14 protein-coding genes and 2 tRNA genes are annotated in these 20,093 nt (G+C 57.6%); 5 read left to right on the top strand and 11 right to left on the bottom strand.

The window, feature by feature from the left end; genetic code table 11:
• Positions 1-3: 3 nt before the first annotated feature.
• The 4 genes from VG146_07665 to VG146_07650 all read right to left on the bottom strand — a co-directional run bounded on the left by VG146_07665 (position 4) and on the right by VG146_07650 (position 5,099).
• Entirely contained in the window at positions 4-780 is a 777-nt protein-coding gene (locus tag VG146_07665; protein HEV2392225.1) for an ATP-binding cassette domain-containing protein, read from the bottom strand.
• Complete coding sequence (locus VG146_07660; protein HEV2392224.1) at positions 746-1,927, bottom strand: ABC transporter permease; 1,182 nt, start codon at positions 1,925-1,927, stop codon at positions 746-748. The genes VG146_07665 and VG146_07660 overlap by 35 nt, the downstream gene beginning before the upstream one ends.
• A gap of 116 nt (positions 1,928-2,043) precedes the next feature.
• Positions 2,044-2,217 (bottom strand): DUF1328 domain-containing protein, encoded by a 174-nt coding sequence (locus tag VG146_07655; GenBank protein HEV2392223.1) that lies wholly within the window; start codon positions 2,215-2,217, stop codon positions 2,044-2,046.
• Between the two features lie 254 nt (positions 2,218-2,471).
• Positions 2,472-5,099: a DNA translocase FtsK gene (locus VG146_07650; GenBank protein ID HEV2392222.1), complete on the bottom strand. Its 2,628-nt coding sequence runs from the start codon at positions 5,097-5,099 to the stop codon at positions 2,472-2,474.
• A 143-nt stretch (positions 5,100-5,242) separates the two neighbouring features.
• Here VG146_07650 and VG146_07645 point away from each other — a divergent pair, with 143 nt between their 5' ends.
• Positions 5,243-6,652: a POT family MFS transporter gene (locus VG146_07645; protein ID HEV2392221.1), complete on the top strand. Its 1,410-nt coding sequence runs from the start codon at positions 5,243-5,245 to the stop codon at positions 6,650-6,652.
• Positions 6,653-7,013: 361 nt separating this feature from the next.
• Here the strand turns inward: VG146_07645 and VG146_07640 are convergent, their stop codons facing one another.
• Genes VG146_07640 through VG146_07620 form a run of 5 tightly spaced genes read right to left on the bottom strand, consistent with a single transcriptional unit; the run spans position 7,014 to position 11,720 of the window.
• Positions 7,014-7,886 carry a prepilin-type N-terminal cleavage/methylation domain-containing protein gene (locus tag VG146_07640; GenBank protein ID HEV2392220.1) on the bottom strand — a complete coding sequence of 291 codons (873 nt, stop codon included), beginning with the start codon at positions 7,884-7,886 and terminating at the stop codon, positions 7,014-7,016.
• A 3-nt stretch (positions 7,887-7,889) separates the two neighbouring features.
• On the bottom strand, positions 7,890-8,549 hold the full coding sequence (locus tag VG146_07635) for an SUMF1/EgtB/PvdO family nonheme iron enzyme (protein ID HEV2392219.1): 660 nt from the start codon (positions 8,547-8,549) through the stop codon (positions 7,890-7,892).
• The gene (locus VG146_07630; GenBank protein HEV2392218.1) at positions 8,503-9,456 is read right to left on the bottom strand and encodes an LD-carboxypeptidase; all 954 of its coding nucleotides are present in this window, start codon (positions 9,454-9,456) and stop codon (positions 8,503-8,505) included. Before VG146_07630 ends, VG146_07635 begins: the two co-directional genes overlap by 47 nt.
• Before the next feature lie 15 nt (positions 9,457-9,471).
• Positions 9,472-10,578, bottom strand: coding sequence for a zinc ribbon domain-containing protein (locus tag VG146_07625; GenBank protein ID HEV2392217.1), 1,107 nt, complete (start codon positions 10,576-10,578; stop codon positions 9,472-9,474).
• A 59-nt stretch (positions 10,579-10,637) separates the two neighbouring features.
• A complete protein-coding gene (locus VG146_07620) occupies positions 10,638-11,720 on the bottom strand; it encodes an SPFH and helix-turn-helix domain-containing protein (protein ID HEV2392216.1) in 1,083 nt (360 codons plus the stop codon).
• A 961-nt stretch (positions 11,721-12,681) separates the two neighbouring features.
• On the opposite strand from VG146_07620, the gene VG146_07615 reads away from it, so the two are divergent.
• The 3 genes from VG146_07615 (at position 12,682) to VG146_07605 (ending at position 18,075) form a co-directional block, all read left to right on the top strand.
• Positions 12,682-17,772: a choice-of-anchor D domain-containing protein gene (locus VG146_07615; GenBank protein ID HEV2392215.1), complete on the top strand. Its 5,091-nt coding sequence runs from the start codon at positions 12,682-12,684 to the stop codon at positions 17,770-17,772.
• 139 nt (positions 17,773-17,911) lie between these two features.
• Positions 17,912-17,987, top strand: a tRNA-Thr gene (locus VG146_07610).
• Positions 17,988-17,999: 12 nt separating this feature from the next.
• A tRNA-Ile gene (locus VG146_07605) sits at positions 18,000-18,075 on the top strand.
• Between the two features lie 402 nt (positions 18,076-18,477).
• On the opposite strand, the gene VG146_07600 is transcribed toward VG146_07605, so the two are convergent.
• Positions 18,478-18,873, bottom strand: a complete 396-nt coding sequence (locus VG146_07600) for a hypothetical protein (GenBank protein ID HEV2392214.1) — start codon at positions 18,871-18,873, stop codon at positions 18,478-18,480.
• A 390-nt stretch (positions 18,874-19,263) separates the two neighbouring features.
• Between VG146_07600 and VG146_07595 the strand changes: the two genes are divergently transcribed.
• Positions 19,264-19,986 (top strand): hypothetical protein, encoded by a 723-nt coding sequence (locus VG146_07595; protein HEV2392213.1) that lies wholly within the window; start codon positions 19,264-19,266, stop codon positions 19,984-19,986.
• Here VG146_07595 and VG146_07590 read toward each other — a convergent pair.
• Positions 19,967-20,093: transposase (locus tag VG146_07590; protein ID HEV2392212.1), on the bottom strand; the 127-nt coding region annotated here is incomplete at its 5' end. The two genes, VG146_07595 and VG146_07590, sit on opposite strands and share 20 nt — an antisense overlap.

Genomic DNA, 20,093 nt, shown 5'->3' with positions numbered 1-20,093 from the left:
GAATCAAACCCCCGCTCGTTCCGAATCGGATTCGCGATGAAAAAACCGCCGCACGCGCGGGTCGGGGGAATGATCGCGCAAATCGGCCGGTTTGCCCTGGGTGATAATCGTGCGAGTCTCTTCATCAACCATCACGACGCGGGAGGCAATGGCGAAGATGCTGGCCAATTCGTGGGTGACGACCACAAACGTAATGCTGAAGTAGCGGGCCAATTCCAGGATGAGATTGTCCACCCCGGCCGCCGTAATGGGGTCCAACCCAACAGATGGTTCGTCCAGAAAGAGAATGCGCGGGTCCAGGGCCATTGCCCGGGCGATGGCGGCCCTCTTCTGCATCCCCCCGCTTAACTCCGCAGGCAGGATCGGGCCGGCGGCAGCCAGGCCAACCAACTTGAGCTTCGAGAGCGCGACGAGGTCTTTGGCCAGATCGGGCAGGTCGGTAAACTCGTCCAGAGGCAGGCGGACGTTTTCGAGGACGGTCATCGAACCGAACAACGCGCCGCTTTGATACAACACTCCGAAGGTGCGCAGCAGGTCGCGCCGTTCCTGGCCCTGGGCTTTAACAAGGTCCTTGCCTTCGATCCAGACCTCGCCTGCGAGCGGCGGGTAAAGCCCTATCAAATGTTTCAACAGCGTGCTTTTGCCTGAACCGGAGCGCCCGATGATGACGAGCACCTCGCCGCAATGGACCTGGAAGCTCAGGTGCTCCAAAATCGCTCTGTCGCCATACCCGGCAGTTAAATCCTTAACCTCGATGATAATGTCCTCTCGGGCGCTCATGCCCGGGAGGCCAGAAAGTAGTTTGCGGTTGAATAGAGCGTATCAGCCAAAATGATAAGAACCATGCTGGCCACGACGGCGCGGGTCGTCGAATGCCCGACGGCCTGCGCTCCGTGTTTTGTTTGCAAGCCGCGCAAACATCCGACGCTGCCAACAATGACGCCGAAGATGAGGCTCTTATTGATGCCCACCACGATGCGCCCAACCCGACGCGCCCGATTAACTGGTGGTAAATCATGAGCGGAGGAAATCCCATGAAACGCATGACCATCACGCCTCCAATGATTCCGAGCACCATGGCATAAAGGGCCAGCAGCGGCGTGAGGAGCACCGAAGCGATGACCCGCTGAACCACCAGGAAGCGGACCGGTTCAAGCCCCATTGTCTTGAGGGCGTCCAGTTCCTCGTTGACCTTCATGGTGCCCAACTCAGCGGCAAAGGCCGAGGCGGAGCGTCCCGCCAGCAGCACAGCGGTCACGAGGGGGCCGGTATCGCGAATGGCCGAGAAGCCGATCAGGTCAGCAATGAAAATCTGGGCGCCAAGCTGCTCGAGGGGCCGGGCGGACTCGAGAGCCAGGACCAGGCCAACGAGCCAACTGAACAAACCAATTACCGGCAAGGCATTGGCGCCGGCGGTCTCCATGAGCCGTTTAATCTCACCCCAACGCAGCCTTTTGGGATGCAGCAGAACGTCCGGAAGCGCCGCGGCAACAGCTCCGATGAATGTGGTTTGTTCGCGTACATCCTGCAGCAGAGCCCGGGTTACTCGCCCAACCTCTTCCGGCAGGCTGACCTTGGGCGGGCGATGCGGGCGATAAGCGCGGAAATCCTCGGCGGTGAAGGTTTCCAGGAGTTTGCGGGCGCCGTCATTGAGGCCGCGCACCACGACCTGCGCGCCGGGGGTCATGCCCCCTTCGCTCAGATAGCGCAGCAGAGCGATACCAATGCCGCCCTGGAGGTCCAGGTGTGTGGCATCCACCTCCAGAGAGCGGATGCGCAATGGCGCAAGGCGCTTTTCCAGTTCCCTCCATAAAACCCCAGTGCTCCGCACATCCAAGCGTCCACGCAGCACCAAACTGACGCGGCCTTCCGGATGCTCTTGAATTTCGGTGGCCACTGCTCCAGCCGATTGAACAGACACCTGCATGAAAATTCAGCCCTTCGGACTGGCCCCCGCGCCCACTCCCAGCGGAGTCTTCGGAGTCCTCTCTCCACGCCCGTGCCAGCCCCCCCTCCGAAGCAGCTCGGTCCGGGGGCCTCAACTTAAAAGAGCTTCCGCCCCGCAAATATCCCCACCAGCAGCAGAATGACAAACACGGCAATGAACAGGAAAAAAAGGAACTTCGCGATGGAAGCCGCTGCTCCGGCTATTCCCGCAAAACCAAGGATTGCCGCGATGATAGCGATGACTAGGAAAATGGCAGCCCATCTCAACATGCGTTTGCCTCCATAAAACTCTGTATTCGATCCGTTATTTGCTTCCTGGTTGAACGTAGCCGCAGGCTGCGCTCCCTGCGCTGGGGTGTTGTACCCAAAGGGCTCGTTCACCTGACCAATCGGCGGGATGAATCTCCTGCGGAACTCCTGCCAGGCCCCAATTTCAGGGCGTCGTGGAAATTGGCCCTTTATCGAGCGGCTCCGTCTAGGAGCCTGTTTTAAGTGCGCCTTTCCACGGCGTACTAAAACAGGCTCTAAACCGCCGCCCCCTGCCCATCCGCTCCGGTGCCGTCCAAATCAATCAGGATGTCCCGCGGCTCAGCCCCTTTGCTCGGGCCCACAATACCGCGGTTTTCCAATTCATCCATGATGCGAGCGGCCCTGCCGTATCCGAGACGCAACCGCCGTTGCAGGAGCGAGACGCTGGCCTTCTGCTCGCTGCGGATGACCTCGATGCATTGCTGAATGATTTCTTCGTCTTCGTCGATCCCGCTTTCGTCGTCGAAACTGCTCGAAGGCTTTGAAAGCTGCTGATGAATTTCCAGTTCATAACTCGGCTTTGCCTGGTGCGCGATGAAATCCACCACACCCTGGATTTCCTGGTCGGTAATCAGCGAGCCTTGGGCGCGTATCAATTTTGCCGAACCCGGCGGCAGGTAAAGCAGGTCGCCTTTGCCGAGCAACTTGTCGGCGCCCATGGCATCGAGGATGGTGCGCGAATCAACTTTAGCGGCCACCTGGAAGGCGATGCGGGCGGGGATATTGGCTTTAATAACGCCGGTAATGACATCCACGCTGGGCCGCTGGGTCGCCACGATGCAGTGAATGCCGGCGGCGCGCGCCATCTGGGTAATCCGGGCGATGGCCATCTCGACATCCGCCGGGGCGACGAGCATCAGGTCGGCCAATTCATCGATGATAACTACAATATAGCTCAGCTTTTCTGGGATGACGATGTCCTCCTCGCGCGGCACCACGATCTCTTCATCAACCTCGACGGCAAATCCGTCCGAGCCGGGCTCCACTTTTTCCTTTTTCGCCATCAACGGCAATTCGAGTTCTTTGGGCGGCAGCGGCTTGTTTTTGGGGCGCGAGTTAAACGAGCCGATATTGCGGGCGCCTACGCGGGCAAAAATCTGGTAACGTTTCTCCATTTCGTTGACAACCCAGCGCAGGGCCAGGATGACTTTCTTGGGGTCAGTCACCACCGGCACAACCAGGTGCGGCAGGCGGTTGTAATGCTGCAGTTCAACCACTTTGGGATCGATCATGACGAAGCGGAGCTGGTCGGGCGAGAAGCGGTAAAGCAGGGAACAGATGATGGCATTGATGCAAACCGACTTGCCTGAGCCGGTGCTGCCGGCAATGAGCAGGTGGGGCATCTCGGCCAGGTCCGCTACGATGGGATTGCCATAGACATCCTTGCCCAGGGCCAGCGGAATCTTGGCGCGCGTGGTGCGCCACTCTTCCGATTCGAGCAAGTCGCGCATGATGACCTTGGTCTTTACCGCGTTTGGGACTTCGACGCCCACAGAACTCTTGCCCGGAACGGGGGCCAGGATGTGGATGCGTTCGGCTTTGAGCACTGCGGCGATGTTGTTGTTGAGGGCGGTAATCTTTTCCAATTTCACCCCCGGGGCAGGGTGTAATTCGTAACGGGTGATGGTAGGGCCTTTGGTGATATCGCCCAGGGAGACCTCGATGTCGAATTGCGCCAAAGTCTGCTGCATGAGCCGGGCGTTGGCCATCAGCTCCTCTTTGGATTCAGTCGGCTTAACGCTCGGGTCCGGGTGCTGGAGGAAATCCATTGGCGGCAACTGGTAATTGCCGATCATCGGCGTGGAAGCGACGGTAATGGGCTTGGGCTTCTTCGGCTTGGCGCGCGTGGCGGGTGGCGCCCCAGCAGCCGGCCCTGACCCATCCGCCTCGGTCTTTGCCTGCCCGTCTTTTTCATCCGCAGGGCCTTTCTCAGCCGTGGCGGGTTCGCCTTTGGCCGGCGCGGGCTTGCCATCGCTCGCTGCCCCATCGGGTTCAGCCTTTCGGCCAAGGACGTCCCCTGTGGTGGCAGCCGCGACTTCCCGCGCAGGAATGACGTCCCCTTCATAATGAGAAGGAGCTGTGGGAGGCTCAGACACACCCGGTTTTTTCGCGCGCACTGCTTTACTCTGGGGAACGCTCAAGTCGCGAACGGTGGGTTCTGGCACCGGCTGCATGTCGGCGCCTAAACCGGACCGGGCGACTTCCTCTTCGAGCTGTTTCTTTTGTTTCTGCAGTTCGCGCGCGCGCCGTTCCAGGGTCTGTTCCTCGAGGGGAGTCAGGGCCGCTGCCGGACGCGCAGCCCACAGGGCGCGTATCCATCCGCCGAGCTTGAAATTGGTCAGGTACAGCAGACTGATAAATGCGAGCATCAAAAACAAGATCGTTGCCCCGACACGTCCGAAATAACCAAATAGGAATTGGTTCATACCCTGGCCCAGCAATCCGCCTGGGATTTCGTTGAGGTTGCGTTGCAGCAATCCGAGATAATCACGGTATAAATCGAGAAGCCCCATGCAGCAGAGAAACAAGGCCATGGACCAGGCCCAGCGCCTGCGCAGGTAAGCGAATGTGTCGAAAAAGCAACCAAACCCAATCAGCAGCAACAGCGGAGGCACTTCATAAGCGGCAGCCCCAACCCAGTGCACCCAATAAAAGGCCATTCGCGCGCCAAAAGGCCCAATCCAATTATGCACCGAGGGGTTGGTGGGCTGGATGTTCTCCTCAATATCATGCGGGTCATAAGACAGCAGGGACGCCAGCAATAATACCGCCAGCCCCATCAGGACGATGCCGATCACGTCGTTGAATCCATGGGCGGAGTTGGTCGATGTTTTGCGCGCCATGCCCGGAGAGTAACAGCTTGCGCGCAAGGGTGACAAGATGGATGCGCAAGGCCGCGTTTCGGCTCTTACCAGGCCTTGAATCAGCTTGCGCCGGAGCTTCGGAGCGTGTAATCGAACGTATCCTGAAGATGGCTGCGTCTATTATGGCCCACACCAAATACCTCACCGCCCCCATTAAGACCGACAAAATGCCCCCGGGGGTTCCCTATATTGTGGGCAACGAGGCGGCCGAGCGCTTCAGCTATTACGGGATGAACAGCATCCTGGTGTTTTTCATGACGCATTATCTGCTCAATGCGCAACATCAGCCGGACCACATGACAGGGGCAGAGGCCGAGGCCTGGTATCACACGTTTGTCTCTTTCGTCTATTTCCTGCCTCTTTTCGGAGCGTTTCTTGCCGATGCTGTCCTGGGTAAATACCGCACCATCCTGTATGTCTCGATTATTTACTGCTTCGGCCACTTGGCGCTGGCGGTCAACCATACTCGACTGGGTTTGGCAATTGGCTTGGCATTAATCGCAATCGGCGCGGGTGGCATCAAGCCATGTGTCAGCGCCAACGTAGGGGATCAATTCGGCGCGTCTAACCAACATCTTCTGCCGCGAGTGTTCAGTTGGTTCTACTTTTCCATCAATTTCGGATCCGCCTTTTCCACCCTCCTGATTCCCTGGCTGCTGGACCCTTTCCAGGCGCCCACGGCATGGGCCGCAAAACTGCCAGGATGGCTCATTGCGTTTCTCCAGAGAATCCACGGACCCGACATCGCCTTTGGGACACCGGGGCTGTTGATGGCCGTCGCCACGATCATCTTCTGGCTTGGGCGCAAGAAATTCGTTCACCTCCCGCCGGCGGGGCTGCGGCCTTATGTGCGGGAAATTTTTCAACGCGAGAACCTGAAGGCCTTGGGCAATCTCCTGATACTGGTGCCCTTCGTGGCGGTCTTCTGGGCATTATGGCAGCAAAACTTTTCCTCGTGGGTGCTGCAATCCGAGCACATGAACCGCCACCTGTTTGGGATTGATTGGAAACCGGAGCAAATCCAGACAGTTAATCCCATTTTTATCCTGATCATGCTCCCGCTGTTTTCCTACGTCGTCTATCCGCTGGTTGGGCGAGTTTTTCGTTTAACGCCTTTGCGGAAGATTGGCATCGGGTTATTCGTCACCGCGCTGTCCTTTGCCATCGTGGGTTGGATTCAGGTCCGCATCGACGCCGGGGCCGCGCCTCATATCACGTGGCAAATATTGGCTTTTCTCGTCCTGACCATGGCCGAGGTGCTGGTCTCGGTCACCCACCTCGAATTCTCCTACACCCAGGCCCCTAAGAAGATGAAATCCCTGGTGATGTGCGCCTACCTGGGCGCGGTATCCGTGGGCAACGTCTTCACCGCCGCGGTCAATTTCCTGATTCAAAACCCGGACCATACCGTTAAGCTCAAAGGCGCCAGCTATTTCTTTTTCTTTACAGCCGTCATGTTTGTGACGGCTCTTCTTTTTGTCTTTTGTGCCCGATTTTACAAAGGCAAGACCTATATTCAGGACGAGGCGTAGATGACGTGTTGGCCGCGTCCGGATTGCCACGCCGCCTCTCGGAGCGACTCCTCGATGCGTCGAAGCGTCTGCTCGGCAAAAATTAACAGCTCGCCAGCCGCCTGCGGCTCCCAGGCGGAAAGCAAAATGAATCCCTCAGAGCAGCGGGTCGCGTAATCGCCGCCCAAGTCCATCGCAACTTGCCGCGCCCATTGGATGGCTCCTTCCGTCCAAGCCTCCGAATGTTGAGAGGCGGGCTGCTGGACGCCGGCGGGGGCAGCGGCGGCTCTCCGCCCGTCAGCGGTTGCGCATCCACAATACACCGCTCCGCCGTGTCCGGGTATTCCTTACCGCACCAGGTACATTTTTTCATGGGGAGCTGTCATTTCGGTCTCGTGGCGTGGTCTTGCAACCAGGCGACATCCGCGTCATTTGGGCTGTCAAACCAATCGTTGACTTCAACTCCATCTACAAGGGGTGGAACAGTCCGCCCGTCGCGCCAACGGCGCATCTCGGAGTGGCCGTCGGCGAAGGAAAAGCCGCAGCCGAGGTTGTGGTAATCGCCAGGGAGATCGTAAAAGCCGTAAAGCTGCGGTTGATCGGGCCAGCCGGTCATGCGGGTGGCAAAATTGCCGATATCGATGCTGTCGGCACGCATATCGAGGAAGACAAAAATCTTCGATGCTCCCGGATTGGAAAGGGCTGCCTGGGTGAAGTATAACTGGTAATTGCCCGTGTCGAGATAGCCCGCGGCGTCCCAGCCGCCGAAGCCGCCGAGATAAAAGTTCATCGACATGCTGCGCACGCGCGGCAAGGCTTGGCCATTGACCATGACAAATGAATGGTCAGCGGGACATTTCCAGATGGTGAGATTCTTGCCGCAGTAAGGCCACATCGGGCTTTTGGTGATGTCATGGTTTGGGTCCCAATTGGCCGGATCGGTGGGGTCATTAAAATTCAGCCACCCGGTCACCCACGTGGAAGCGATTGTGGAGGGGTCGCGCGGGTCATCGCTGGCATACAACAAGCGGTCCCGGTTATCGTCGGAATACATCCGCCAGGCGAGGCACAACTGGCGATGATTCGAGAGACACTGCAGACCTTGCGCTTTGAGTTTGCTCTTGCCCAGCGCCGGCAGGAGCATCGCGGCCACAATGGCGATGATGGCAATGACCACCAGCAGCTCGATCAAGGTAAAGGCCTCCGGTGGACCCTGGTAACTCGAGGACAGAACAAATCGGTTGGCCGGCCGCATGAATTAATGGAATATAGCGTGAGGCAGAGGGAATTCAATTTCGGCTTCCTGCCGGAGGGGCAAGTTCCTGACGCCCTGATTTTCTTGCGGGAGGCTCGCCACTCCCGGCTGGCCTACTGAACTGGGGCCAGCACATGCGCATTTGGATGTCATGCGAAACCATGGCAGGCTCCGCACCCAAAACACGACCCAGAGAGCAGACAGCGAAGCCACCCGGAAGCCGTAAATGCCACTGACGTCATCTGGTTCAATAAAATAACGGAAAGCCGAGCGCATCGTATAGGGATCATCGAACCAGCTACCGCTGCGCAGAATCCGGTCAGTCCCCGTGGCTGGGCCTTTGGGGTCCATGACGGCTCCGCCCGTATAGAAGCCAAACCAATCCTGGCACCACTCGGAGAGTTCTCCATACATATCATACAAGCCCCACGGGGTTGGCAGTTTTTGACCAACCAGCCAGGTTGCGTAATAGCGGCCCATGAAATAATACGAGGTCCATGCCGGTTTGTTTGTGGTGTAACTGTTCTGGTCATACCAGGCGTAATTGGGGAGCTCGATGTAACCCGGGTCATCGCCGTAGCTGAATGTCTTTTCGAGTGGAAAAGGAAATCTCAGTTCAACGGACCGCCGGTTCGGTGATGAGCAGGTCGCCCGTTTGGGCATCGAGGTGCGCGCGCGCGCCAACCGGAATGGTGGCGTTATGAGGCACATGACCAAATGGCAAGCCGCAGACGATGGGCACGTTTAAAGGCAGCAGGCGCTCTTTAAAAACATCCTCGACAGTTTGGCGGTATTCCTTGGCCCGTTTTGCTTTCGGGTCTCTGCAGGCGCGGTTGCTCCCAATGGCGATGCCGGCCACTTGCTGCAGCAGGCCCGCATTGAGCAATTGAGTCAGCATCCGGTCGAACCGGTAAGGGACCTCGTCCAGGTCTTCGAAGAACAGAATGCGGTTTTTAAAGGAGGGCTGAAATGGGGTGCCAAGGGTCGAGCAGAGGATTGAGATGTTTCCGCCAATCAGCCTGCCTGAAACATGGCCGCGCCGCAGGACCTCAACCCCCTTTTTGCTAAACCCCTCGCAGATGCTCCCCGGAGCAACATCTTCCATCAAGGTGCGCAGGAAACTGCGCAGAGTGAATTCGGGCATGGCTTCTTTGATAAAATCCGAGTTCAACATCGGCCCGTGAAAGGAAATCAAGGCCGCCTTGACCAGAAAGGCGCAATGCAGCGAAGTGATATCGCTATAGCCAATAAAGATTTTGGCGTTCGAGCCGATAACGCTATAATCCAGCAAGGGCAGCAGGCGCGCTGTCCCATAACCCCCGCGCACGCAGAGGATGGCCTTGACCTTGCGCTCCTTGAACATCTTCATCAAATCCCCCGCGCGGTCGCGGTCTGAGCCGGCCAGAAATCCCCAGCGTTTGCGCGCATTGGTGGCGAGTTTGGGTTTAAAGCCGAGGCCTTCAAGGACCTCCACGGAACGGTCGATGTTCTTGGGGTCAGGCGGGGCGCTGGCCGGGGCAACCACCCCGATCACATCGCCATAATTGAGGCGTTCAGGTCGTTTCAACATCAGGGATTCGGAAGGTCAATGGTGTTGCGAGAGCAACAGCAGCACGCTAAGGGCGGCTAAAATCGCCAGCACAGCCAGTGTGATTTTGATCCAACTCTTGGGGTATTTGCCGGCGATTGTGCCAGTGTAGCCATTGATGACTACCTGGAAATTGCGCGTGCCGTAATTGTAGGTGAGCAACCAGATCGGGGTCAGGATATGCTTGAAGGTCTGGCCGGAATAATCGCTGTTCACCTGCAGGTTCCGGTAGGTGTCGCCCGGCACTTGCTGCCCGCAAAGCCTCGCCATCGCGGCATCCATTTCGTCGCGGGCCTCCTTGGCAGCCCCCACCAGATCGAGCTGATAACGCTCGACAACCCAGCCCGACAGATAGCCCGGTTTGTAAGGCACCAGTTCCTTGGTCGGGAAGGGCTCGATACGCCGGAGCATCTGTTCCTGAACGCCCTTCGAGGCGGGCACCAGCTCGTCGTCAAAAAAATGGTCTAATGACCCGGCGCTGGGCTCCCAACGGACCCTTTGGACCTGGCGCGTGCGGGTTTGGCCATTGGCGTCTTGATAGGTCTCGGTTACGTAATAATAATAGCCGCTCTCGGCACTCCAGTCCGCATGGACCTGGGCGTCGAACGTCCAATATGGGATGTACAGGCCTTTGACGGTATCGGTGAGGGCGGCGCGTTTGAGTTTATTGGGGGCGAACCAGCGATTGGCATACCAGCGGCGGATCGCGTCGCGGACCTGGTCCTCGCTGAGCTTCATTGGCAGCAAGCTCTCTGGGCGGAAGGCATCCTTGGTTTCCTCATAAGGCACCAGGGCGCTGGAACCGCAGAAATCGCACCGTTGCGCGACGCGTTCGGGGTCAAACACGGAAATGGCCTGGCAACTTTGGCATTTAACCGAAATCTTCTTCGCCTGCCAGCCGCGCTGCTCATCCGGGATGCCGCGCAAGGCGGCCACCAGGTCGTGCTCGACGATGACTTCTTCGCCGGTTGGGGCCAACTCGACCTGCGCCGGCGAGATAGTTCCGCAGAAGGGGCAGACCAGCGCCTTCTTGGCCGGATTCCACACCGCCTCGCCGCCACAGGAAGGGCAGGAGAACTTTTTCTGAGCAACGGCTTCAGGCACAGTCAGGGAATGGTTTCAGCCAATCGTAAATCCGGAATTTGCCGCAAAGGATGCCCGGCTCAACTCTTTAAAAAATCATCAAGCGCGCCTCGTGTGATGCGCCAGACAGCCCCTATCTTCTTGCCTTTCAGCGAGCCGTCCGCCAGGGCCGTCATGATATCGCTCTCGCTCACTCCCAGGGCTTTGGCGGCGTCGGCGGGGCTGAGCAATTCCGGCAAGCCAGCGCCGGCTGAGGATGCGCCTGCAAGCGGCCTGGGCGTGGCCGCCACGCTAACGGCGCCCGCCTGGGGCGAGGTGAATGCCTGAGCCATTTGCTGGCCGAGAGCCAAACCCGCTCCCAACTGGGTGGCGCTGCTGGCCACGCCGCCGCCTTCCCCTTTGCCCATCCCTTCGGCCATCTGGAATTTGACATAATCATTTAGATTCCCAATGGCAGCCATGCTCGATCGCTTGTCGATAGCCTGCTCAACCTCCGGCGGAACCGAGATGTTCTCGACAATAAAGCTCGGTATCTCCAGACCGTATTTGGCGTGCACGGCCGGATTGATCAGCGGCAGCAGGGCCTCGCCCAAATCTTCGTAACGCGACGCCACGTCAAGCACGGGCAGCTTGGCCGAGGCCAGCGCGTCACTGAACACACTCACGATGCGCGAGCGCATCGTATCGGCAAATTCGTCGAGGCGGAAATGGTCATCGGTGCCGGCGACTTCTTTGAGGAACAGCTTGGGGTCCACGACATGAAAATCGTAGGTGCCGTAAGCCCGCACACGCACCACGCCAAAATCCGCGTCGCGCATCATGATCGGATTGGCAGTGCCCCATTTGTTGCCCGTAAACAGGCGGGTAGTGACGTAATAAATGTCGGCCTTGAACGGGGATTCAAGCCCATACTTCCAGCCCTTGAGCGTCGAGAGGATGGGGATGTTGTCGGTGGTCAGGGTCCATTTGCCGGGGCCGTAAGTGTCGCCAAATTGCCCCAGATAAATGAACTGCGCAACCTGCGATTCTCTCACGATAAGCTGTGCCCCGCGCTTGATCTCCTTGTCCATATCCGGGTAGCGGAATGAAATCGTGTCGCGCGAATCATCTTCCCACTGGATGATCTCCAGGAACTGCGTTTTCAAGTAATCCATCAGACCCATAGATTTTGCCTTTCGCTTTTAGGGCATCATCGCGCCTCAAAACGGCGGTGGAAAGCACAAATTCCGATCCTGCTCACCTGAACAAGGCTTTCCAAACGCCCTCTTAGCCTTCAGCCTTTCTCTTCTTTCCCGCCTTCGCCAGCGCTCCTTATCTGCCATCGCAGCACCCTCGAACAGGTCGTTTTTGGGGGCTCGCGTTTCTTTAAAGAGGCGCCACCAATATGAATCCACAACCCGGCTGTAACGCCCTGTAACCCCCTGTAACGCATTTGTAACGCCCTTGTAACGGTCTGATCTTCAAAACCCCTCGGTTTTATGCGGGTTGTAACGGTGTAACGCCCTGTAGCACCTAAACACTCCCCCTCCCCTCTCCCTTCCCTGGCTACCACATTTTGGGCCCTCTCAGCCTTTCTGTAACCAGATGTCGCCTGTTGTCACCAATGGTCACCAATGGTAACCACAAATCACCTCCCCCACTCGCCGACCCAAACCAGATGCCGGCCAAAAAAAATTCTTATCCAAACAAACGACGGCCCTCCGGCTCAGTTCGATTTCCACTCCCGGATAACCTCGGACCTCACTGCCGATAGCCGCGGAAAGGCGCGGATCATGCCTCTCTCTTCCGCACCTTTCCGCGGTCATCCGCGGCTTTCCGCAGCTAAAACAAAAGTTTCTCCTCCCGCGTCTTCACAGATTTCCCAGGACTCCCCGGAAAAGATTGACGTCTTGAGCCATGGTGATAAGATAGATTATCATTACTTGTTTGACTTTGCGGCTTGAGAAATCGGCGCCGGAACCCCGACACGCTATTTGTGCTCGTCGGGCAACTGTGGCGGTTGCCATCCGTGCCCCCGACGAGCAAGAACTACCAGATTCTTCATTCTACCTCCCAATGAACCTGCCAGCCCTCCCGATTTCACAATCGTTTCGCCTGTGTAACTTTCCGCAACGCGCTTGCCTTTTGACCATTCTTTCTCTGGTGTGTGGATTCGCCATCGCCTGTTCTGGCCAGACCGCGTTTCTGGACTTCAACACCGCCGGCCAGTACACGAACAACTTTAATCCCTGGAACGATAACGGCGTGGGGGGCAACGGCGGCAGTTATTCCTTCATGGAAAGCGATGGCGTGGGCGCAGGGGGAAGCCGCGGGGTGAGTGTGTTCCAGAGCACCGATACGACCGCCGCTTACAATGCCGGGAGTTGGGATTTCTCGACAAATGGGGCGGTGATTGTCGTCTCGACGCTCATCAAGGCCAATGCGCAGTTCGGTGTGAACAAGGTGCAGCTTGGGTTCATGAACGTGAATAACAACGGGCTCAATAACAACGCAGGAGTCGCCTTCGAGAGCTACCGCTTTATCCCGACCGCGGCAGGGGTTTGGCCCCTATACGAGCAATACCGGACGGCAAATGCCTTGGGCAATACAACCCTTGGGACGCTGAACGTGGTTCCAGGCGAATGGTATAAGTTCGTAATCAGCGCAACAAACACCTCCGGCGCCTCCGGCAACTATACAGCCGGTTGCGCACTTTACGATTACGGCTCCGACGGGCTGACTCCAGGCACAAATCTCATCAACTTTTCTACCGTGCTGAGTCATACCGCGCAAACGGATGTGACGGTCTCGCCTGTTTGGCCGGCGTTCCGAGCCTTTCAGGATGCCGGGATCGATGCGTGGGACAATTTTCTGGTCTATACGCCCTCGAGTCCGCCGGTCATTACCCTGGCCCTGACCAACACGAGCGCGGCCCTGGGCCAACCTGCGACCTTTGCCGCGCTGGCGGACGGACCGGGCGCCATCGCCTATTCATGGTACACCAACCGCACGCACGTCGCCGGCGCCTCCGGCCAAAGCTACACCACGCCGCCGCTCACAGGCAGTTACACCAATATGATGGTGGTGGCCAGCAACACCAACGGCTCGGCCACCAATTCGGCATCGATTTCTGTTTTCGTGCCGTCCGCAGCCACGGTCACTAACTTGGCGGCCAGCGCCATTGAACCGACCACCGCTACTTTGAACGGCCGGGTCCTCAACACAGGTGGCGCCACCCCGACGATCACAATCTATTACGGCCCCTCGGATGGGGGCACCACCCCGGCCGCCTGGGCCAATAACGTTGGTCTCGGGCCGCAGTCGGGGAGCTTTTCCCAAGGAGTTGCAGGTCTAACACCCGGCACGACGTATTATTTCGCAGCAAAAGCAGTCAACGCCTCGGGAACATCCTGGGCCACCCCATCGCAAAGTTTCCAGACCCTGCCCATCAACCCGCCGGTCGTGACAAACCTGCCGGCCTCCGGCATTCAAGCCAATGCGGCCACCCTCAATGGCCAGGTGCTTTCCACAGGAAACGATACGCCCATTGTAACTTTGTATTATGGGCCGACCGACGGCGGCGCCACCGCCTCGAGTTGGGCGCAGAGCGTGAGCATTGGGCTGCAATCGGGCTCGTTCGCGCAGACCATCTCCGGCCTTTCCTCGAATACGACCTATTATTTCACTGCCGCAGCGGTCAACTCGGCTGGGGCCGCCTGGGCCGTTCCGTCGCAGTCATTCACAACACTTCTTACTAATCCTCCGGGAGCATCCGCAGTGGCCGTGCTCACGCACCATAATGACAACCAGCGCACTGGACGCAACCTGAACGAAACGATTCTGAATACGAGCAATGTCAATTCGAACCAATTCGGGTTGCTCTACACGCTTCCTGTGGACGATCAGATTTACGCCCAACCGCTCGTGATGACCAATGTCCTCATAACGGGCAAAGGGGTCCATAATCTGGTGATTGTCGTTACGGTCAATGATTCGGTGTATGCCTTTGATGCCGACGATTCCACCGTGACAACACCCTATTGGCACACCAGTTTCATCAACCCGCCCAACATCGTTGCTCCTGCCAATACAGACGAAAGCGCCATCGGGGCTTGCGGCGGCAATTATCAGGATTTCAGCGGTAACATGGGGATTGTGGGCACGCCGGTGATCGATCCGGCGACTGGCACAATGTATCTGGTGGCCAGGACGAAGGAGAACGGAACCACCTTTGTGCAGCGCCTGCATGCGCTGGATGTCGCGACCGGTTTGGATCGGCCCAATAGCCCGGTTGTTATCACTGCGACCTATCCCGGCACTGGGGCGGGGAGTTCCGGAGGGGTAGTCACCTTTGATTCCATCCGGGAGAATCAGCGACCCGGCCTGGCGTTGGTTAATGGAACGGTCTATATCAGTTGGTCATCGCATTGCGACAATGGGCCCTATCACGGCTGGGTCATCGGTTATGACGAAACCACACTGCAACAGGTGGCGGTTTTCAATGATACACCCAATGGTTACAACGGCGGGATTTGGATGAGCGGCCAGCCGCCCGCTATCGATACAAACGGGAACCTGTACCTCTCGACGGGCAATGGGAGTGTGGATACTTCAGGCGGTCCCAATCGCGGCGAGAGCTTTCTGAAGCTCTCGCGCAGTGGGACCAATCTGACGATGACGAGTTGGTTCACGCCTTATAATTGGCAGACGCTCGAAAACGGGGACATCGATCTAGGTTCTGGCGGCCTCATGTTAATCCCAGGCACGACGCTGGCGCTCTCAGGCGGCAAGGAAGGCATCCTGTACCTGGTCAACCGCGATAACATGGGCGGGCTGACCGCTTCCACCACAACCAACGACAATATTATTCAATACTTTTCGGTCACACCCAATGAACTCCATGGCGGGGCTGTTTGGTGGGACGGGCCGGCCAATTCCTGCGCTTACATCTGGCCCGCTGCCGTCAACCTTCAGCAATACGTCTTCAACGGGTCACAGGGGCGGTTCACCTTGCCCGCCTTTGCTCAAAGCCCTACTGCTGCTCCCAACGGACAGCCCGGCGCCCTGCTCGCCCTCTCCGCCAACGGCGCAGCCGCCGGCAGCGGCATCGTCTGGGCCGCTCATCAGTTGACTGGCGACGCCAACCAGAGTGTACGACCTGGGATTCTGCGCGCCTACGACGCGCAAAATGTCTCGCGAGAACTGTGGAATTCCCAGCAGAACAGCGCCCGAGACGCGGTGGGGAATTTCGCGAAATTTGTGCCGCCCACCGTGGCAAATGGAAAGGTGTATCTGGCGACTTTCTCGAATCGTTTGAATGTCTATGGTCTGTTGGCCAGCATCACGCCCCCGGCACTCTCGCTTAGTCCAGGGAATTTGAGCTTTGGCACGTTGGTGACGGGCCAGAATAGCAACAAGACCTTCCGGGTAGTCAATAATGGGGGCCAGACTCTTAATGGCGCCGCCACCGTTACGGGCCCATTCAGCATCAGCGGCGGCAGCCCCTTCAGCCTCTCTTCGGGCCAAACCGGTTTCGTCCAGGTCGCCTTCAGCCCGACAACCGGAGGAAGCTTCAGCAACGCGGTGGTTTTCTCAAGCAACGGCGGCAACAGCACCAACACGGTGACCGGTTCAGCCGTGACCCCGGGCCTGCTCGCGGTATCGCCGGCCACCGTCAATTACGGGACGGTGGCAGTCGGGAGCAATGTCCAGGCTACCCTGGTGGTCACCAATGAGGGCGGTTTGATGATTACCAACGGAACCGTAACAGTGGCGGCCGGGCCATTTGCGGTCGTCTCGGGCGCGTCCTTTACAGTGCCCGGATTTGGCAGCAGCAATGTGGTAGTGCGCTTTGCGCCCACCAGCGCCGGGAGCTTCAGCAATGCGGCGGTATTCGCCAGCAGTGGCGGGGGCAGCACCAATGCGCTGCTGGGAGTCGGAGCCGTGGCGCCTGTGGCCTCTTTCACAGCCAGCCCGACCAGCGGCACGCCTCCGTTGCTGGTAAGCTTTGCCGACACCTCGACAGGTACTATTACGAATCGGCTTTGGAACTTTGGTGATGGCGGGATAACCAACACAACCTTAAGCGGCGTCAATCATTCGTACGCTGCTGTGGGCACTTACGCCGTCAGCCTGACGGTCAACGGACCCGTCGGCACGAATACACTGGCTCGACCCGGCTACGTTGTAGTCACGAATGTGCCCGCCTTGTTGGCCCTCAGCCCGGCGAGTTGGGCTTACGGTTCCCTGATCACGGGTCAGAGCAGCAACAAGATTTTCCAGGTCGTCAATAACGGCGGCCAGACTCTCAACGGCACAGCTACCACGGCCACCCCCTTCAGCATTAGTGCAGGCAGCCCCTTCACTGTGTCTCCGGGACAAACCGGGCTGGTGCAGGTGGCCTTTAGCCCCACCACGGGAGGGAGCTTCAGCAACGTGGTGGTGTTCAGGAGCAACGGCGGCAACAGCACCAACACCGTGACCGGTTCGGCTGTAACCCCTGGCCTGCTCGTGGTATCGCCGGCCAGCATCAATTACGGGACGGTGGCGGTCGGGAGCAATGTGCAAGCCATCCTGGTGATCACCAATGAGGGCGGTCTAATGATTACCAACGGAACAGTCACGGTGGCGCCTGGGCCATTTGCGGTCGTCTCGGGCGCGTCCTTTACAGTGCCCGGATTTGGCAGCAGCAATGTGGTAGTGCGCTTTGCGCCCACCAGCGCCGGGAGCTTCAGCAATGCGGCAGTATTCGCCAGCAGTGGCGGGGGCAGCACCAATGCGCTGCTGGGAGTCGGAGCCGTGGCGCCTGTGGCCTCTTTCACAGGAACACCGACGAGCGGCGCCTGGCCCTTGCTGGTGAGCTTCACCGATTCCTCGACAGGCACGATAACAAACCGCTTTTGGAATTTTGGCGATGGAGTGACGACCAACACCACAGGGACCAATCTCACCCACGGTTACGGCGCGACCGGGACCAACACTGTCACCCTCACCGTCAGCGGACCGGTGGGGACCAACACGCTGACCGAGGCCGGTTACATCGTCGTGACCAACGCCGGTCCCGTAACGATTACAATATCGGTTTCGGGAAACCAGGCGATGTTGACCTGGCCGATAGGCACGCTCCAAACCGCTGTTCAGGTGATGGGGCCCTATACCAACATAGTTGGCGCCACCTCGCCATACCCGGTTACGCCATCCGAGGCAGCGCGGTTCTTCCGCATTCAGGTGCACTGAAAAACTACCGCGCAAAGCGTCCGGCAAGGGTACTGGCAGCGATCTCCAATCGCTTGCAACTGCGCGCGTGGTCTGTTATCAGTACGGGCATCGCCGCAAGGCATGTGTCGTTGGGCCTCTTGGTTGCCCAACATATCGCGCCAACGTAGCTCAGTCGGTAGAGCAGCGCTTTCGTAAAGCGCGGGTCGTCAGTTCAATTCTGACCGTTGGCTCCATCTTCAAAAGAGGGGCCCATAGCTCAGTGGTTAGAGCAGGCGACTCATAATCGCTTGGTCGGGGGTTCAAATCCCTCTGGGCCCACCATTTCATTCCAGCGCCTATTTGCCGGGCTGGAATGCATATCGAGTGTCGAAAATGCCCGCCAAAAGCGGTTCGGCGCTTTCTCACTTCTTTCTCACTTTCCAGGTTGCAGCGGGTTGCGCAGGGCCAAACTGCACCCATATGGGCGCTCGGGTATGTTGACCGCACAACGGCCGCTTCGGCCCCCTTGCCGGCACCAAATGGTGGTGTGCAAAATCTTTCCCATCACCAGGAATAGCTCAGGCCGATGGGGGTTTGTCCCGGGCGGTTGAGCCTGATTGGGTCTTTCAGACGTGAAGCAACGGACGGACGTTTTCATCGCATTCCGAGCTGAATCTGTCAGAGGGTTTTTGTTGAAGGCGCTGTTCGATCCGAACTCGGCAAAGGCCGTGCGGATCGCCGACATCAAATCTCCCAGCCGGACCACTTCTGCCTTCTGTCCCGGCTTGCAACCGGCTCCGCCTCCTTCCCATAAATGAAGCTTACCATGTTCATGTAGAGGTCATGGGTGTGCTGCGAAACGTACCTTTCGGCATTACCTACAGCCTCTCGCGCCCTCTCCTCGTATCCAGGTCGCAAGCCCTGCGCCTCGACAATCTGCGCGCCGTGGATCATGTGCACGATGGTTTCAATCCTCGATAGCCTTACCAAAACAGCATACCTGAATTTTCGTTGGGTCTGTTCGTTCTTCGCAACAGCCTGCGCTTTAAGATCTTCACAAATCGAACGCACGCGCTCAGCCGTGGTTTCCGCAATGCCTGTGATGGTACCTCGCTCCTTTGTCGAATGACGTTCTTTCATGCTACCAAAGGATATGCCCCGGCAGGCTCGGCACAACCATTGGCACAACCCGTGTAGCCAGACCCCTAACCAAAAGGTTTTCCTAATCTTGCGCGGTCAGCTCAGGCTGGCTGCGGGTGGTGGTGTGCTTGGAGGAAGAATGTCGGTCTGACAGTCACATCGTGAAGCAGGAGTTTCCCATGAACGACAGCACCTATTTCCGCGCTTCTCGTCCATTGAGTTTCGCTGCGAGGTGGCTAACGAACCGATGCAAAACTCCAGAACCAGCTTCTTCAAGACCGGTCTGTCTTTGGATTGAAATCGGAAAGCATAATCTCAAAAACTTAACTGAGAACTTGGTTTGCAGTTGTGATTTAAAAACCCTGTAATAATCTGATTCTAAATCGTCCCGTGTCCAATCAGCAGCCAAAACCAATTAAAACACCGCCTCCCACTTCAGGCATCGAGGAGATGGTCGCCGCCGCAATGAATGAGCAGGGTTTCTTATTCTCTCAGGCGGTTCAAGCAACACTTCAATTTCAACCTTCGTGGAAAATTTCGCCAGCTGAATGGCAATATGTTGAAAGAGAGTATCCAGTCACCGCTTCCGATGGGTCGCAAACCAGAATTGATATCGTGCTTCGTAACGCCTATCAACAGGGAGCGTATGCGGCGATTGAATGCAAGCGCGCCCATCCGCTTTATAAGCGATGGATATTTTTCGACGAACACCGCGATTGCCCGAAAGCGCCATTGCATTTTGAGGTCGTGAAAGTGATCGAAAGAAGATCAAACCCAAGTGCCAGCCTCGATGCACCGCAGTTTTTAACAAATGCCAATCATCAAATAATAACGAGGCCCAGCGATGTGTCTTGCCTAGTTTTCAATTCATATCTCGAAGTTGCGATCCAGCGCGACAAACGGTCCGGTTACACTGAAACAGTCGAAGAGGCTTTTGATCAGGTGATGAAAGGACACACCGGTTTGCTCACTAAGGTAATCGGGTTTGACAAAGAGTTTTTAATGTGTTCCGTTCCGATTGTCGTGACGACTGCTGAAGTGTTCCGCGCAGACTTCAGTATTAACAGTGTTCCCCTTACTGTTTCTACGGGGATCATAGTGGGTAGAGATTGAGCTTTCCGCAGAAGAACAGGATACGAATCCGGTAGTTGTGAAAGTTGCGAAAGCCTCGGGCAGCGGACTTGAGACTCTGGATTTTCGAGTTCAGCCCCTCGGTTACG

The sequence above is a fragment of the Verrucomicrobiia bacterium genome (assembly GCA_035946615.1).
GTDB lineage: Bacteria > Verrucomicrobiota > Verrucomicrobiia > Limisphaerales > UBA8199 > DASYZB01.
The sequence above is the reverse complement of the archived record's forward strand: the minus strand, read 5'-3'. Positions and strand labels throughout refer to the sequence as shown.